14 protein-coding genes and 1 pseudogene are annotated in these 14348 nt (G+C 60.3%); 2 read left to right on the forward strand and 13 right to left on the reverse strand.

The window, feature by feature from the left end; all coding sequences use genetic code 11:
• Together QD461_RS29405 and QD461_RS29410 are read right to left on the reverse strand one after the other, a co-directional pair.
• Window positions 1-116, reverse strand: a pseudogene (locus QD461_RS29405) (dihydrodipicolinate synthase family protein); the annotation flags it as partial.
• A 251-nt stretch (window positions 117-367) separates the two neighbouring features.
• The gene (locus QD461_RS29410) at window positions 368-808 is read right to left on the reverse strand and encodes a YqaA family protein (protein WP_414090753.1); all 441 of its coding nucleotides are present in this window, start codon (window positions 806-808) and stop codon (window positions 368-370) included.
• Window positions 809-1071: 263 nt separating this feature from the next.
• Here QD461_RS29410 and QD461_RS29415 point away from each other — a divergent pair, with 263 nt between their 5' ends.
• Window positions 1072-1668 (forward strand): nucleotidyltransferase domain-containing protein, encoded by a 597-nt coding sequence (locus tag QD461_RS29415; RefSeq protein WP_414090754.1) that lies wholly within the window; start codon window positions 1072-1074, stop codon window positions 1666-1668.
• A gap of 138 nt (window positions 1669-1806) precedes the next feature.
• On the opposite strand, the gene QD461_RS29420 is transcribed toward QD461_RS29415, so the two are convergent.
• From QD461_RS29420 to QD461_RS29435, 4 genes are all read right to left on the reverse strand, one after another.
• On the reverse strand, window positions 1807-2643 hold the full coding sequence (locus QD461_RS29420; RefSeq protein ID WP_414090755.1) for a bifunctional allantoicase/(S)-ureidoglycine aminohydrolase: 837 nt from the start codon (window positions 2641-2643) through the stop codon (window positions 1807-1809).
• Between the two features lie 90 nt (window positions 2644-2733).
• Entirely contained in the window at window positions 2734-3324 is a 591-nt protein-coding gene (locus QD461_RS29425; protein ID WP_184710798.1) for an ankyrin repeat domain-containing protein, read from the reverse strand.
• A gap of 186 nt (window positions 3325-3510) precedes the next feature.
• Window positions 3511-4233 carry an aspartate/glutamate racemase family protein gene (locus tag QD461_RS29430; RefSeq protein ID WP_184710800.1) on the reverse strand — a complete coding sequence of 241 codons (723 nt, stop codon included), beginning with the start codon at window positions 4231-4233 and terminating at the stop codon, window positions 3511-3513.
• A 22-nt stretch (window positions 4234-4255) separates the two neighbouring features.
• Complete coding sequence (locus QD461_RS29435) at window positions 4256-4885, reverse strand: flavin reductase family protein (protein ID WP_414090756.1); 630 nt, start codon at window positions 4883-4885, stop codon at window positions 4256-4258.
• Between the two features lie 136 nt (window positions 4886-5021).
• Here QD461_RS29435 and QD461_RS29440 point away from each other — a divergent pair, with 136 nt between their 5' ends.
• On the forward strand, window positions 5022-5699 hold the full coding sequence (locus QD461_RS29440) for a GntR family transcriptional regulator (protein WP_184710805.1): 678 nt from the start codon (window positions 5022-5024) through the stop codon (window positions 5697-5699).
• Between the two features lie 23 nt (window positions 5700-5722).
• Here QD461_RS29440 and QD461_RS29445 read toward each other — a convergent pair whose 3' ends face one another.
• From QD461_RS29445 to QD461_RS29475, 7 genes are all read right to left on the reverse strand, one after another.
• Entirely contained in the window at window positions 5723-6700 is a 978-nt protein-coding gene (locus tag QD461_RS29445) for an ABC transporter ATP-binding protein (RefSeq protein ID WP_414090757.1), read from the reverse strand.
• A complete protein-coding gene (locus QD461_RS29450) occupies window positions 6697-7680 on the reverse strand; it encodes an ABC transporter ATP-binding protein (RefSeq protein ID WP_184710811.1) in 984 nt (327 codons plus the stop codon). Before QD461_RS29450 ends, QD461_RS29445 begins: the two co-directional genes overlap by 4 nt.
• Complete coding sequence (locus QD461_RS29455; protein ID WP_414090758.1) at window positions 7673-9166, reverse strand: amidohydrolase family protein; 1494 nt, start codon at window positions 9164-9166, stop codon at window positions 7673-7675. The genes QD461_RS29450 and QD461_RS29455 overlap by 8 nt, the downstream gene beginning before the upstream one ends.
• Window positions 9166-10359 (reverse strand): amidohydrolase family protein, encoded by a 1194-nt coding sequence (locus tag QD461_RS29460; protein ID WP_414090759.1) that lies wholly within the window; start codon window positions 10357-10359, stop codon window positions 9166-9168. Before QD461_RS29460 ends, QD461_RS29455 begins: the two co-directional genes overlap by 1 nt.
• Window positions 10360-10363: 4 nt before the next feature.
• Complete coding sequence (locus tag QD461_RS29465; protein ID WP_409527724.1) at window positions 10364-11317, reverse strand: ABC transporter permease; 954 nt, start codon at window positions 11315-11317, stop codon at window positions 10364-10366.
• Between the two features lie 27 nt (window positions 11318-11344).
• Window positions 11345-12313, reverse strand: a complete 969-nt coding sequence (locus QD461_RS29470; protein WP_184710821.1) for an ABC transporter permease — start codon at window positions 12311-12313, stop codon at window positions 11345-11347.
• Window positions 12314-12660: 347 nt separating this feature from the next.
• Window positions 12661-14226 (reverse strand): ABC transporter substrate-binding protein, encoded by a 1566-nt coding sequence (locus QD461_RS29475; protein WP_414090760.1) that lies wholly within the window; start codon window positions 14224-14226, stop codon window positions 12661-12663.
• Window positions 14227-14348 lie beyond the last annotated feature (122 nt).

Below are 14348 nucleotides of genomic sequence, written 5' to 3' on the forward strand. Positions count from 1 at the left end.
CCGGCAGCGATCAGCTCCTTGCCCTTCTTGACCAGCGCGTCGAAGTCGGGGCTGCGGTCGGCCTTGCACGGCGTCATCAGGGCCGGGATCACGCCGGAGAAAATGCTTGCGGTCATCTGTCTGTCCTCTTGGGGCTTGGCCTCTTGGGCTTGGAATGCATCGGCAACGATGCCAGGCCCAATCTCGGCCCCTCGTCACCCTCTCAGCAATATCAATACAGCTTTGTATTCAATTTGTCGACAAGGAATATATAAAGAATCGAACTTCTACCGTTAGACAACCAACCGACATCGGGGAGCACCTTTCGTTTGGTGAAATTGGCCCGTATGCCCCTTAGATTGCTACAGGCGCTCGAGCGACCGGTGCGTCAGGACACCAGGCTCGTGGTCGCAAATGCCAGCACGACATAGCGACTGATCTTGGCGATGGCGACGAGCAAGAGAAACGTCGGCAGTGGTTCTCGTAGAGTGCCTGCGACGACCGTGATCGGATCTCCAACAATGGGAAGCCAGCTCGCCAGCAGCGACCATCGCCCATAGCGGCGATACCAGCCCTGCGCTCGCTCCATGGCACTGTCGCCGACCGGAAACCAGCGGCGATTGCGGAAGCGCTCAATCCATCGCCCCAGAGCCCAATTTATCAATGAACCAAGCACGTTGCCGAAGCTCGCGACGGCAACGATCATGAAGGTGGAATAGGTCTCCGTCAGCAGCATACCGACAAGCACGGCTTCGGATTGCATTGGCAGGATCGTTGCGGCCGCAAGTGCCGCCAGGAACAGTCCGAAATAGGCTGCGAGATCGATCATGGCTCAGAAATACCCGGCGGCCTCCCTGTGGCCGCGGATGCTTGGCCTGAGCGTCTTTATGTGCACGTCGCATACGGCTTCCATCATGATGTCTCTATCTTTCAGCTGGGAGCAAGTGTCAACGAACGCCAGCGCACAAGCGAAGATCCGAAAGCAGCCGGCTTTCGGCTGTCAAGCAACGGAGATATCTGCTTGTCCATAGCAACTCCCAGGAGTATTCCCGGCGAACGGCACCCTATGCTGCGACACGAAGCGAACCGCCAATGAACCCGATCCCCGAAGATGCTTGGCTGCCTTGGCGACCCTCCGACCTCGCAGACCGATTAAAGCACGCGTCCGGCGTTTGGTATGTCGTCGGCGGATGGGCGCTTGACCTTTGGCACGGCAGCCAGACGCGCGAGCACGAGGATTTGGAGTTTGCGGTCCTGCCCGAGAACGTCCAGGAGTTTCGCGAGATATTGCAAGACCTGGATTTCTTCACTGTTCATTCCGGCGTAGTCGAACATCTCCCTCAGACGGAAGCGCCGCCGACGCATGTGTCGCAATTGTGGGGCCTCGATGCCCGAAGCGCCTGCTGGCGTGTCGACATGATGCTGGAAAAAGGAACGCCTTCTACCTGGCATTACAAACGCGACCCGACGCTTCAGGTGCTGCGCTCAGAGATCATCCGGACCAACGATGCCGGAATACCCTATTTGGCTCCGGCTGCTGTTTTGCTGTTCAAGGCCAGACACCTTCGGGAAAAAGACGAGGTGGACTTCGAGCGCGCCCTGGTCAAACTTACTTTCGCCGAGAGGGACACACTTCGACGCTGGCTCGATGTCGCCCACCCCAACCATCCGTGGCTCACGGCGCTTTGATCGGACGGGCAGCGCGGCGCGCCTTGAACTCAAGCATTTCCGGGACTGTTTGCGGCGGTTTTCGCTTCTGAATGAAAAAAAAGCCCGCGCCGGCAGGGCGCGAGCTTGGAGGAACTATCCCGTTTGAGCCTGCTCTGCTCAGCGGCGCGAGCCGAAGGGGCGGAGCGTCATATGGCGATTGACGTCCTTGTAGAGCAGGTAACGGAACGGTCCCGGGCCACCGGCATAGCACGCCTGCGGGCAGAAGGCGCGCAGCCACATGAAGTCGCCGGCTTCGACCTCGACCCAATCCTGGTTCAGCCGATAGACAGCCTTGCCCTGCAGCACGTAGAGGCCATGTTCCATCACATGGGTCTCGGCAAAGGGAATGACGGCGCCGGGCTGAAGGGTGACGATGGTTACATGCATGTCATGGCGCAGATCCGACGGATCGACGAAACGCGTCGTAGCCCAACGTCCCTCCGTGTCAGGCATGACCGACGGGATAATGTCCTTCTCGTTGAGAATCAGCGGCTCTGGATGAGCCAATCCTTCGACGGCTTCATAGGCCTTGCGGATCCAATGGAACCGCGCATGCGCGCCCGAACGGTTGTGGAGCGACCACTTCAGGCCCGGCGGCAGGAAGGCATAACCGCCCGGCTGAAGCACATGCTTGCCGCTCGGCAACGTCAACTCGACCTCGCCGTCGACGACGAAGAGCACGCCTTCAGCTTCCGGATCCAACTCCGGCTGATCGCTGCCGCCGCCAGGCGCCACTTCCATGACATATTGGGAAAAGGTCTCGGCAAAGCCGGAGAGCGGCCGGGCAATCACCCAGCAGCGCGTATCGTTCCAGAAGGGCAGGAAGCTGGTGACGATATCCTGCATGACACCTTTGGGAATGACCGCATAGGCCTCGGTGAAAACGGCTCGTCCCGTCAGCAGATCGCTTTGCGGCGGATGGCCACCAAGAGAGGAATAATAGATTCTTTGCATCGTCTCGCCCTTCGTTCTCAGTATTTCCCGGGAGGCGCCAGCATTTACCTCCATCGCACTATTGGATGGCCGCAAAGCCTTAATACCGCGTCACTTCGCTCCCGCTTTTTCCAACAATGCCTCGATCTTGTCGTAACTGCGGCCACGAGCATGCTGCAACGGTGTCACACCTTCATGATCAGCGATATTGACATTTGCTCCGGCATTGATCAGCAACTCAACGATTCGCACATGGCGCGGGCCGCCGTCGCTGAGAATGATCGCCTCCAACAGCGCCGTCCAGCCCAGCCGATTGACGTGATCGAGATTGACCCCGGCCTTGATCAGCGTATCGACCGTCTCGACATGGCCGCGCTCTGATGCAGGAATGAGCGCCGTACCGCCATAGCGGTTTACGCTTTTAAGATCGGCGCCATGGGCGAGCGTCAGCTTGAGAATTTCCAGGTGACCCCTGGCGCCCGAATAGAGATAGGGGCTGTCCTGAATATCGTCCTTGGCATTGACGTCGGCACCGGCCTCGATCAGTGCGCGGGCAGCATTTACCTTGTCGCCATGCGTGGCGACGAGCAAGGCAGTGGCGCCGCTTTCGTCCCGTGTATCGATACTAGCACCGCTCGCGAGAAGCCGATGGATCGCCGCGACATCGTCCGCCGCAGCCGCATTGTGCAATCGAGTATCCATGGAATTACCATTAGCAAGAAGAGGAAGGTGGAGAACCGCAACGAGAAGCCAGGCCGCGACAAAGGCCATCGACATGTGTCGCGGCATCCACCTGCCGGGCACAAGGCTGGCAAAGAGCGACGGCGGTGCAAAACGAATATCCCGGACTCGGTTCATTCGGAATGAAAACTCCTCGTTGTCGATCGGCTAAGCGCAGTTGCGACGTGGCATCTCCTTGACGCGAGGATAATCATAGGCGTTGACCTTCGACGTCGTATAGCCTGCGCCGACGAGCGCTTCGGCAAGCTTGATGGCAGCGGTCACGCCGTCGATGACCGGCACGCCGGTAGTGGCCTGCAGCCGATCGCAGAGGGATGACATGCCGGCGCAGCCGAGAATGATGGCTTCGGCGCGATCTTCGCGCTTGGCTCTTTCGATCTCGGCGACCAGCAGTCGCTCTGCTTCGACCGGGTCTTCCTCCAGACCAAGAACCGGCAGGTCGATGGCGCGAACATTGCGGCAGTGGCGTTCCGCGCCATAGTCGCTCACCAGATCCTCGATGATCGGGATGGAGCGCGGCAGCGTGGTGATGATCGAGAAGCGACGGCTGATGGTCATGGCCACCTGTACCGCCGCCTGGCAGATGCCGATGACGGGCCCGCGCGCCACTTCACGGGCGGCATGAAGGCCGGGATCGTCGAAGCAGGCGACGACGTAGGCATCGACCCCGAGCATCTCGCCCTTGAGGATCTCCGCGAGCATTCCCGGCACGGCAGCGGCCTCGTCCGCGCCGCCCTCGATGCTGACGGGCGTGTCCAGCGGGTTCACCGCCGATACTTTCGTATCCTGCTGCTTGACCCGCAAGGCGCTGTCCAGCGCCTGGGACGTCATGGAAGCCGTGGAATTGGGATTGATGAGACGAATATGCATGAGAAGGACCTTTCATCCATCCTTAGTCGCGCGACGGCTTGATGAAATCGGAGATTGGCGGAGCCTTAAGGACGAACTGGCGATCCGAAACGATGTAGTTGTCGGCATGCAGGCGGGCAATCGGCTGATAATGTTCCGGGTCCACATAGTGACCCTCGGCATCGAGGCAGTTGCGCCGCACATGCATGTGGGCGACTTCGCCCAGCACCAGCGTACGGCGCGGATAATCGATGAGGCGCTCGACGCGGCATTCGAAGACGCATGGTGCTTCCTGGACGAAGGACGCATCGATCTTGCGGCAGGCATTCGGCGTGAGGCCGGCCATGGCGAGCTCATCGAATTCGCTGTCGAAACCCAGGCCGCAGACCAACATCTGCTGCGAAATCCCCATGTCGACCATGTTGATCACGAATTCCTGAGTCCGCCTGATGTTGGCAAGCGTATCCTTCTCCTCGCCATTCAGGCGCGGCTGTATGCCCAGCACCACGATCGGCGGATCATGCGAAAACACATTGAAGAAGCTCATCGGCGCCGCATTGTTGTGACCGGCCGGAGAACGCGTCGTGACCAGCGCGATCGGACGGGGTCCGATGAAGTTCGTCAGAAGCCGATAACGGCTCTGAGGCTCAAGCTCGGCAAAGTCGAATTCCATTGCGCCATCCTGCGGGTTCATTATGATTGACAATGTCATTCCATATTGTCGACAATTTTGCAATCAAAAACCGATTGTTGTGATTGACTTTTCCCTTCGCTTCACGCTTCTCTAACCGCAACGAGGAGTGAGATTCATGAGCGACCAAACAGGGGTCTCTGTTCAGCAGATTGTCGAGAAAGTCTGGCTGTCGATCGCCGAGCGGCGGCTGAGACCCGGTGTCCAGCTTAAGGAAGAGCAGATGGCCACCATCTTCAACGTCAGCCGCGCGCGCATTCGCCAGGCCCTGGCGCTGCTGCAGCGCGACGGTCTCGTCGCCATCATCCCCAATCGCGGCGCATTCGTGTGCAAGCCTTCCGTTGAGGAGGCCCGCGACGTCTTCTTCGTTCGTCGCACGGTCGAGCGCTGCGTAGTCGAGCGACTTTGCAAGGGGGTTTCCAAGGCCGACATCAAGCGCCTGCGCGACCATGTCGCCAAGGAGCGTATCGCCAACACCCAGGATATCACCACCGACATCATCAAGCTTTCCGGTGGCTTCCACCTGCTGCTTGCGGAGACGGTCGGCTCGGATTTCCTGTTTGCCACCATGCGCGACCTGATTGCCCGCTCCTCGCTGATCACGGCCGTCTACCGCAATACCAACCGTTTCAATTGCGGTCCCGACGAACATGCCGAAATCGTCGAGGCCATTGTCGGCAACGATGCGGACAGGGCCACCCATCTGATGGCCCATCACCTCGAACATGTCGAATCGGAGCTCGACCTGACCGAAATCCGCGACCTCTCCCACGACCTGCGTGCCGCCCTGGCCTGAGGCGGCCGAGGCATCCGCCTCGATCACGCGTCTGTCACGAGATGGCACGCCACCCTCGTTCCATTCGAGAGCCTGCGAACCTCAGGCACCTCCGCCGAACACCTCACGGTGGCCAGCGGGCACCTCGGATGGAAGGTGCAGCCCGATGGTGGCTTCAGGGGGCTAGGTACCTCGCCGCCCACCAGTTCCTGATCGCGTTTGGGGGCGTCGATGCTGGGGATGGTTTGCAGCAGAAGCTGGGTGTAGGGGTGGCGCGGGTGAGCAAAGAGTTCTTCCGTATCCCCCTCTTCGACGATCCTTCCCAGATACATCACGGCGATACGGTCCGACATGTGCCGCACGACGCTCATATCATGGCTGATGAAGAGATAGGTCAGGCCCAATTCGTCCTGCAGCCGGCGCATGAGGTTCAGGACCTGCGCCTGCACCGAGACGTCGAGCGCGGATGTCGGTTCATCGCAAACCAGAAACTCCGGCTCGCTGGCAAGCGCGCGGGCAATGGAAATGCGCTGGCGCTGTCCGCCGGAAAACTCATGCGGGAACTTCTCGCCGTCCGAAACGGAAAGACCGACGGTCAGCAGCAACTCCTCGACCCGCTCGGTAATCTCGGCCGCCGTATTGCGCAGCTTCAGCTCGCGCAGCGGTTCGGCGATGATGTTCTTCACCCGCCAGCGCGGATTGAGCGAGGCATAAGGATCCTGAAAGATCATCTGTGCCGACAGTGGCGCGCCGCTGCGCCCCGGCGAAAAGCGGATTTCGCCGCCCGTCGGCGTGTAAAGCCCGGTCATAAGCCTTGCCACCGTCGATTTGCCGCAACCGCTTTCGCCAACGATGCTGAGGCAACCGCCGGCAGGCACGGTAAAGCTGATATCGTTGACCGCCTGAAGAAACTGGCGCGGCTTGCGTTCCACGACGCGGTTGAGCCAGGGGGCAGACACATCGAAGGTCTTGACCAGTCCATCGACGGTCAGTGCCACGACCTTTTGAGCTGATGTCGTCATGCGGTGCCTCCCGCGTTGAGCCAGCAGGCGTTTGCGCCATCGCCGGCGGGGATCAGTTCTGGCCGCTCGCGCCGACAGCGCGGACCGGCGGATTTGCAGCGTGGATTGAAGGCGCATCCTTGCGGAAGAGCATCCAGCCGGGGCATCGAGCCATCGATCTGATTAAGCTTTGCCACGCGCGCGCCGAGCGATGGGATCGAGGCCATCAGGCCCTGCGTATAGGGATGGCGCGGCGCGTGAAGCACCTGTTCCACCGGACCAATCTCGATCAGCCGACCGGCGTACAATACCGCCACACGGTCCGCCGCCTCGGCAATGACGCCCATATCGTGCGTCACCAGCATCACGGCCGCCTGCTTCTCCTTGCACAGCCGGCGAAGCAGCGAGATGATCTGCGCCTGGATCGACACGTCGAGCGCCGTCGTCGGCTCGTCGGCGATGATCAGTTTCGGCGAGGCGGCAAGCGCAAGCGCAATCACCACACGCTGGCGCATACCGCCGGAGAACTGGTGCGGATAGTGATTGACCCGCTCTTCCGGCGAGGGAATGCCGACATCCCGCAATAGCTGGACGGCACGTGCCTTTGCCTCGGCTTTGCCGAGCGACAGATGCTGCCGGATCGTTTCCGAAAGCTGCGCACCGACGGTGAACAACGGGTTCAGCGATGTCAGGGGATCCTGGAAGATCGCACCGATTTCGCGGCCGCGCACGCGCTCCATCGCCCGGTCATCGAGCGTGTCGATCCGCTGTTTGCCGAGCCAGATTTCGCCGCCGGCGATACGCCCCGGGCGCTCAAGAAGCCCCTGAATGGCAAGCCCGGTCATGGATTTGCCCGCGCCGGACTCCCCGACGACGCCGAGGATTTCGCCGGCCCGGATGGACAGACTTATGTCCGACAGCGCCGTGACCGTACCCCGCCGATTCGGAAACTCGACCTTGAGATTACGGACGTCGATGACCGGTTGTTGCGCCTCAACCATTGCTCTCCACCTCGATCGGATAGCTTGGCGGGAAGATCTCCGACACAGGCGGATGGTTCCAGCTGCGCTCAGGATATTTGGCGATCAGCCCGTCATATTGCGCTTGCGCCTGGACGCGCGCCTTTTCCATGTCGAAGCCGGCCAATTGCCGATCCAGCATCGAGACGCGGCCATCGACGAAGACAGCGCGCGTCACCTTGCCGGAACCGCCAACGACCAGTGTCGTGATCGGGTCGACCGATGGCGCCATGATCGCGTCGTCCAGGCTGAAAACGGCGATGTCCGCACGGGCTCCGGCCGACAGGTGGCCGAGATCGGAGCGACCCAGTGCCTTGGCCCCGCCGAGCGTTGCTGCGTCGAACAGATCAGCGGAGCGCACCTGGTCCGGTGCATGATCGCTGATGCGGCAGGTGATGAGGCCTGTAAGCAGGTTCATCAGCATGTCCGGCGGCGTCGTATCGGTGCCCATGGCGATGTTGATGCCGCGCTTGCGGCAGCTGGAGAAGGAATTGAGGATCGAGCCGCTGCGGGCCGAAACCAACGGACAATGCACGATGGAAACGCCATTCTCGGCATAGAGCCCAAGATCTTCTTCCGTGGCATTCGTCGCATGCGGCGCAATCATCCGGTCGCTCAGCAGCTTATGCTTGGCAAGCCAGACAGGAGCGGTCGAACCGTGCAGCATGCGCACAGTGTCGACTTCCATCGCACCCTGCGCCATATGCAGGCGGAACTTGCAGCCGAGATCGCGCGCGGCAGCATCTGTGCGTTGCAGAAGGGCAAGCGTAGACGTCTCCACCCGATCCGGTGCCAGGAGGCCACGAACGAGATCGCCGTGGCGGCCATTCTGCCGCTCAATATAGGCGACGGCGTCCTTCAGGCCCTGAAAGCCGCGCTCTTCGTCGAAGACCGGTACCATCTTGCCCGGCGCTTCCAGAATCATGCCGCCCGAACGATAGGCGGGGCTCAGATAGACACGCAGGCCAAGATCGCCGGCGGCATCGGCAGCAGCATCGAACTCAGCAACGGTCTCGCCCCATTCACGATAGAACAACGAGGCGATCGGAGCCGCAGTGGTGATGCCGTTCAGCAGGAGCTGACCGAAGGCAAAACGCTTCTGGAACGCCAGCTCTTCCTGAGAATACATCTCGTAGGGACCGGCTTCCACATAGCTGCGCGGCCAGACGCGTCCCTTGGCCCAGCCGGGATGGCAGTCGATGCCAAGGATGGTGGTGTCCAGATCGGACAGGGCATCGAGGTCGATCAAGCCCGGGCTGATAACAGCATTGCCGAAATCGATGCGACGCGCGACTTCGCCCGGGAAGTTGTGGCCGACGAAGAGAATGGCGCCGTTTTCGAACACGACCTGGCCGTTACAGAGCAGCGTATGGCTGCCTTCCTTATGGCCGACGACCCAGCTAGCGGTAATCAGCGTGCGCCCTTCCGGGCGCTGACCAAGCGAGAGACTTTCCATTGCATGTGCCATCAGGGCATCTCCACCAATGCTTGACCACCGCGCGCGGTCACGCGGCCACCCTTGACCACGAGCGGGCGTGGCGCGATATCGACGACGGCATGAGCCAGCGTTTCACCGGCCAGCAAGGTGAAATCGGCATCGCAGCCAACCTTCAGACCGTAATTCTCGATCTGCATGACGTCAGCACCACCCTGCGACACGACGTAGAGGACGTGTTCCAGATCGCGGTCGGACCGCAGTCCGTTCTTCATGCCGATCACCTGGGCACGATCGAGCATGTCCGGATGACCCCAAGGCCCCCAGGTATCGCGGATGCCGTCACAGCCGCCGCCGACGCGCACGCCCGCTTCCTTGAGGCGCATGATCGACGGCACGGCCGCCGAAGGTGCGCCGGTGGTGAGGATTGCAATATCCAGCTTTGCGATTTCCTCGATCAGCTTGCCGACGCGCAGATAGTCGTTCATGCCGAGTGCGAAGGCATGGCTGATCGCCACCTTGCCCTGCATGCCGTTTGCGCGGATACGCTCGAACATCATCTCCATCGTGAAGGCGCCGAGCTCGCCGGCTTCGTGCAGGTGGATGTCGATCGGAACGCCGTGCTTGGTGGCAAGGTCAAACAGGATGTCGAGCTGGCCCTTGGGATCGCGGTCGATGCCGCAAGGATCGATGCCGCCCAGGACTTCGCAACCCTGGCGCAGAGCCTCCTCGAGCAGTTCGACAGTCCCAGGCATGACCATCACGCCTGACTGCGGGAAGGCGACGATTTCGATATCGATGATGCCCTTGAGCTTCTCGCGGGTTTCCCAAACGCCTTCGACGAGCCGCAAGCCGTGGGTTGGATCGATGTCGACGTGGCTGCGGATATGCGTGCCGCCATGCGCCGCAAGACCGATAGCATGCCGCATGGACTGGCGATGCGGATCGATGCCGATTTCCAGACGGTGCTCGCGCTCGAAATCGATCCGCTCGCGCAGGACAGCAGCGCGGTTGTTGACATGCCACGGCATGCCCCAGGTGGTCTTGTCGAGATGGGTATGGGCATCGATCAAGCCGGGTGCGGCGATCGCATTGCCGCCATCCTCGACCGGCATGCCCGGCTCGGCTTCGAACTTTCCAAAGCCTGCAATCTTTCCGTCGCGGATGAGGATATCGCAGGTCTCTCCAGCCATTGGCCTGACATTACGGAGCAGAAGATCGTTCATGAACTTACCTCAGTTTGGGATTAAGGGCATCGCGCAGCCAATCGCCGAGCAAATTGACAGCCACGACAAGCAGGCAAAGCTGGATGACGGGGAAGAGCACAATCCACCAGGAACCGGCGAACAGGAACTGGTTACCGATGCGGATGAGCGTGCCGAGCGAAGGCTGGCTCGGCGGCATGCCGATACCAAGGAAGGACAGCGTGGCTTCGGTGAGAATTGCCATGCCGAAATTGAGCGTCGCCGCAACCATGATCGGCGTCAGCGTATTCGGCAGAATGTGCTTTGCCATGATGCGTCGAGCGGGCACACCGATCAGTCTTGCCGCCTGTACATAATCCTTGCCGGCCTCAACGATCGCCTGTGCACGCACCGTGCGGGCATACTGCACCCAGCTCGACAGCGCGATGGCGAAGACAAGCACGGCAGACGCGCCGATCTCCCGTAGGCTTTCCGGCAGCATCTGCCGCACGACCGTGGACACCAGAATCGCGACGAGAATGGTGGGAATGGACAGCATGACGTCGCCGATGCGCATCAGCAGATTGTCGATGAAGCCGCCGAAGAAACCGGCGACCAGACCAGCCATCAGTCCGATCAGCAGCGACAGCACGACAGAGGCGACGCCGATGACGATGGAAATGCGCGTACCGTAAAGGACAGCAGACAGCATGTCGCGCCCCTGCGTATCGGTGCCGAAGAGATAGGGCATCTCGCCGCCATCATGCCAGATCGGCGGCAGTTCCGCCTTCCACATATCCAGCTGCGCGCCGTCATAGGGATTTTGTGGCGCGATCAGCGGCGCCAGCAACGCCGTCAGGATCAATATGGCGAGAATTGTCGCGCCAAAGATCGCCGTCTTGCTATGGGTGAAGGACCACCAGAGGTCGCCGCTGCGAAGGCGCTTGAACAGCGAGGGACGCGCGGACTTTTCCGGCTTCGACGTTTCGGACAGTTCCATGGTCATCGAACAGGCTCCTGGTTTCGATCAGCGTGCAGTGCGCAGGCGGGGATCGATCACCGCATAGGCGATGTCCACCAACGTGTTGAGAACGACAAAGATGAAGGAGATGATGCAAAGATAGGCGGCCATGACAGGAATATCGAGGAAAGTGACTGCCTGAATGAACAGCATGCCCATGCCCGGCCACTGGAACACCGTCTCGGTGATCAGTGCGAAGGCGATCAGTGCCCCGACGTTCATCGCCGTCATGGTGACGACTGGCATCAGACAGTTGCGTAGCGCATGACGGAAATAGATGCGCCAGCGCGGAATGCCGCGCGCGCGGGCAAACTTGATATAGTCGGAGCGCAGCACCTCGAGCATTTCGGCGCGTACCAGACGCATGACCAGCGTGATCTGATAGAGTGAAAGTGCAATCGACGGCAGAATGAGCGCTGCGCGGCCGGAAGATGTCAGGAACCCGGTCGACCACCAGCCGATCTGCACCACATCGCCGCGCCCGAAAGCCGGCAACCAGCCCAAGCTGACCGAAAAGCCGAGGATGAGCAGGATGCCGACGACGAAGCTCGGCAGTGAGACACCGACAATAGAGAGAAACTGCAGCCCCTCCGTATACCATTTGCCGCGCTTGATCGCGGTCAGCACGCCGAGCGGAATGCCGAACACCAGCGAGATCAGCGTCGCGACGAAGACGAGCTCCAGGGTCGCAGGAAAACGCTCGCCGATCAGCGGCAGCACCTTCTGGCCATTGCGGTAGGAGACGCCGAAATCGCCCTCCGCCGCATTGACGACGAACCGGACATACTGCGTCGGCAGGCTGTCATTGAGACCCAACCGTTCGCGCAGTGCGGCGCGATCCGCCTGAGATGTCTGCTCGCCGACCATGAGTTCGACAGGATCGCCCGCAAGCCGGAAGATCAGGAATGCCAGCAAGGCAACTGCAAGCATGACCAGGATCGCATTCCCGAGACGCTTGATGATGAAAACCAGCATGAGGACCTCTAGGCTTCGCTTCGGTCTCCGCCAGGCCTGCTTGAGTGCCTGGCGAAATTCAAATTTGGCAGCAGAGGGGAAATCGGCGGTGATGGGCTGGTTCGAATGCCTGGCCGTACATTGCCTCAAACCGTCGGTCTCGACGGTCGTCGCAGCACGAGCATCGCTCGCTGCGAACCTCCTCCTTCACTCCCTTTGGCAGCCATTAACGCAGATAATCTGAAGTTGTCAACGTGATTGTAGACAATATTGGACATTAATGTTCGACAGAAGATCATAAATGGAAAGAGCGCCTCGCGATCCCGCAAGGCGCCCCCTCATGTTCCGGTACTAACGCGGCTCAGCCGTTAGTCAGCCATTTGCGTCAGCCACATGCGCGGCTTGTTGTCGGCACGGAAGTCGATGCTCTTGACCTTGTTCAGCACCGCCCAGGCGATCGGCTGCTGATGGAGCGGGATGAGCATAAGCTGATCCTTGGCGATCTTCAGTGCCTGGGCCTCGATAGCCAGCCGCTTTTCTGCGTCCGGTTCCTGAGCCGCCTGTTGCACCAGCTTGTCGAGATCGGGATTCGACCAGCCGCCGTAGTTGGATACACCCATGGCGCCCTTGCGCGTGGACAGAACCTGCGACAGCAGCGAGTAGGCATCGAGCGTGGGCTCATTGGCCCAGCTCAGATTGAAGATATCGGCCTTGCCGTTGCTGCGCTTCGGTGTCTGCACAGCGCGCGGGCCGATATCGATGCTCGGCTGGAAACCGCTGCGCTTCAGCATATTGGCGATGCCCGAGCAGACGTCTTCCTCGTTGATGCTTTCGTCGTTCATGCAGGTGTAGGTGAAGGCGAGATTCTTCTGGCCGGCGTCTTCCAGAAGCTTCTGCGCGGCCTTGGGATCGGCAGGCTTGTAGGTGTCGAGATCCTTGACGTAGCCAGAGATTTCCGGGGCGATCAGCGAGCCCGATGGACGAGCCAGGCCGCGCATTACCTTCTTATTGATCAGATCGCGGTCGATGGAGGCTTCGAAAGCCTGGCGTACGCGAAGATCGTTGAATGGATTGGGGCGGCCGTCTTCCAGCTTTTCCTTGCGATTGAAGGCAACGAAGACGGTGCGCAGTTCGGTGCGCTTCTTCACGGCGATATTGGGTGTGGACTCAAGACGCGGCAAATCCTGGATCGGTGCGGAATCGATGAAGTCGATCTCGCCCGACAGAAGGGCCGCGACGCGCGTGGCGGCCGACGCGATTGGCACGAACTCGATACGATCGAGATTGTGTTTCTTATGATCCCACCAGCCGGTATTAGCGACCAGCACCGTTTTGGCATCGGGCACGCGGCTGTCGAGCTTGAACGGCCCGGTGCCGTTGGTGTGCATGGTCGTGTAGCCTTCGACCTTCGATGCGAAATCCGTCGGCTTCTCGCTGTTGTTGTCCTTCAGCCACTTGGCGTTGAACATGAAAATATTGGTGATGTCGTTGAGAAACAACGAGGTAGGTGCGGAAACTTCGATATCGACAGTGTAGTCGTCGACCTTCTGGATGCCGGCATAGAGCGGAATGTTGCCGCGCAGCGGCGAAGCCGGATCCGAGGCGCGCTTGAAGGATGCAACGACATCATCGGCGGTAAAATCGGCGCCATCGTGGAATTTCACGCCTTTGCGCAGGCTGAAGCGCCAATGCTTGTTGTCGACCAGTTTCCATTCCGTGGCGAGCGCGGGCTCGATCTTGAAATTCGCGTCATAGCGAACCAGACCCTCGTAGATGTGGTTAAGGAAGGCAAGGTTCGACGTGGACGGAACGGAATCCGGATCCAGCGAATAAATGTCCGCCCGGCTACCCCAGCGCAATGTTGCGGCATCGACCGGCGCGGCCAGTGCGGCCGTTGCCAATGCGGCGATGATGATCTTCTTCAAACCAAGCATTGTTTCTCCCCTCGGTTATTTGCAGGCGGACCAGTCCGAAGGCTCGCCTCAATTGGCCGGGAGTATTGATGCGGTCCCCACTATTGTCAATTAAATTGTTGACAATTATCGTACGCAAAAAT

Source organism: Rhizobium sp. BR 314, from assembly GCF_047445805.1.
In the GTDB taxonomy this organism is placed as follows: Bacteria; Pseudomonadota; Alphaproteobacteria; order Rhizobiales; family Rhizobiaceae; genus Rhizobium; species Rhizobium lusitanum_B.

Excerpts from the sequence above, each read along its gene's own strand:
- QD461_RS29445 (WP_414090757.1), bottom strand. The coding sequence starts at position 6,700 with ATGACGACATCAGCTCAAAAGGTCGTGGCACTGACCGTCGATGGACTG.
- QD461_RS29455 (WP_414090758.1), bottom strand. The coding sequence starts at position 9,166 with ATGGCACATGCAATGGAAAGTCTCTCGCTTGGTCAGCGCCCGGAAGGG.
- QD461_RS29425 (WP_184710798.1), bottom strand. The coding sequence starts at position 3,324 with ATGGATACTCGATTGCACAATGCGGCTGCGGCGGACGATGTCGCGGCG.
- QD461_RS29410 (WP_414090753.1), bottom strand. The coding sequence starts at position 808 with ATGATCGATCTCGCAGCCTATTTCGGACTGTTCCTGGCGGCACTTGCG.
- QD461_RS29465 (WP_409527724.1), bottom strand. The coding sequence starts at position 11,317 with ATGGAACTGTCCGAAACGTCGAAGCCGGAAAAGTCCGCGCGTCCCTCG.
- QD461_RS29440 (WP_184710805.1), top strand. The coding sequence starts at position 5,022 with ATGAGCGACCAAACAGGGGTCTCTGTTCAGCAGATTGTCGAGAAAGTC.
- QD461_RS29460 (WP_414090759.1), bottom strand. The coding sequence starts at position 10,359 with ATGAACGATCTTCTGCTCCGTAATGTCAGGCCAATGGCTGGAGAGACC.
- QD461_RS29435 (WP_414090756.1), bottom strand. The coding sequence starts at position 4,885 with ATGGAATTCGACTTTGCCGAGCTTGAGCCTCAGAGCCGTTATCGGCTT.
- QD461_RS29415 (WP_414090754.1), top strand. The coding sequence starts at position 1,072 with ATGAACCCGATCCCCGAAGATGCTTGGCTGCCTTGGCGACCCTCCGAC.
- QD461_RS29475 (WP_414090760.1), bottom strand. The coding sequence starts at position 14,226 with ATGCTTGGTTTGAAGAAGATCATCATCGCCGCATTGGCAACGGCCGCA.
- QD461_RS29420 (WP_414090755.1), bottom strand. The coding sequence starts at position 2,643 with ATGCAAAGAATCTATTATTCCTCTCTTGGTGGCCATCCGCCGCAAAGC.
- QD461_RS29450 (WP_184710811.1), bottom strand. The coding sequence starts at position 7,680 with ATGGTTGAGGCGCAACAACCGGTCATCGACGTCCGTAATCTCAAGGTC.
- QD461_RS29430 (WP_184710800.1), bottom strand. The coding sequence starts at position 4,233 with ATGCATATTCGTCTCATCAATCCCAATTCCACGGCTTCCATGACGTCC.
- QD461_RS29470 (WP_184710821.1), bottom strand. The coding sequence starts at position 12,313 with ATGCTGGTTTTCATCATCAAGCGTCTCGGGAATGCGATCCTGGTCATG.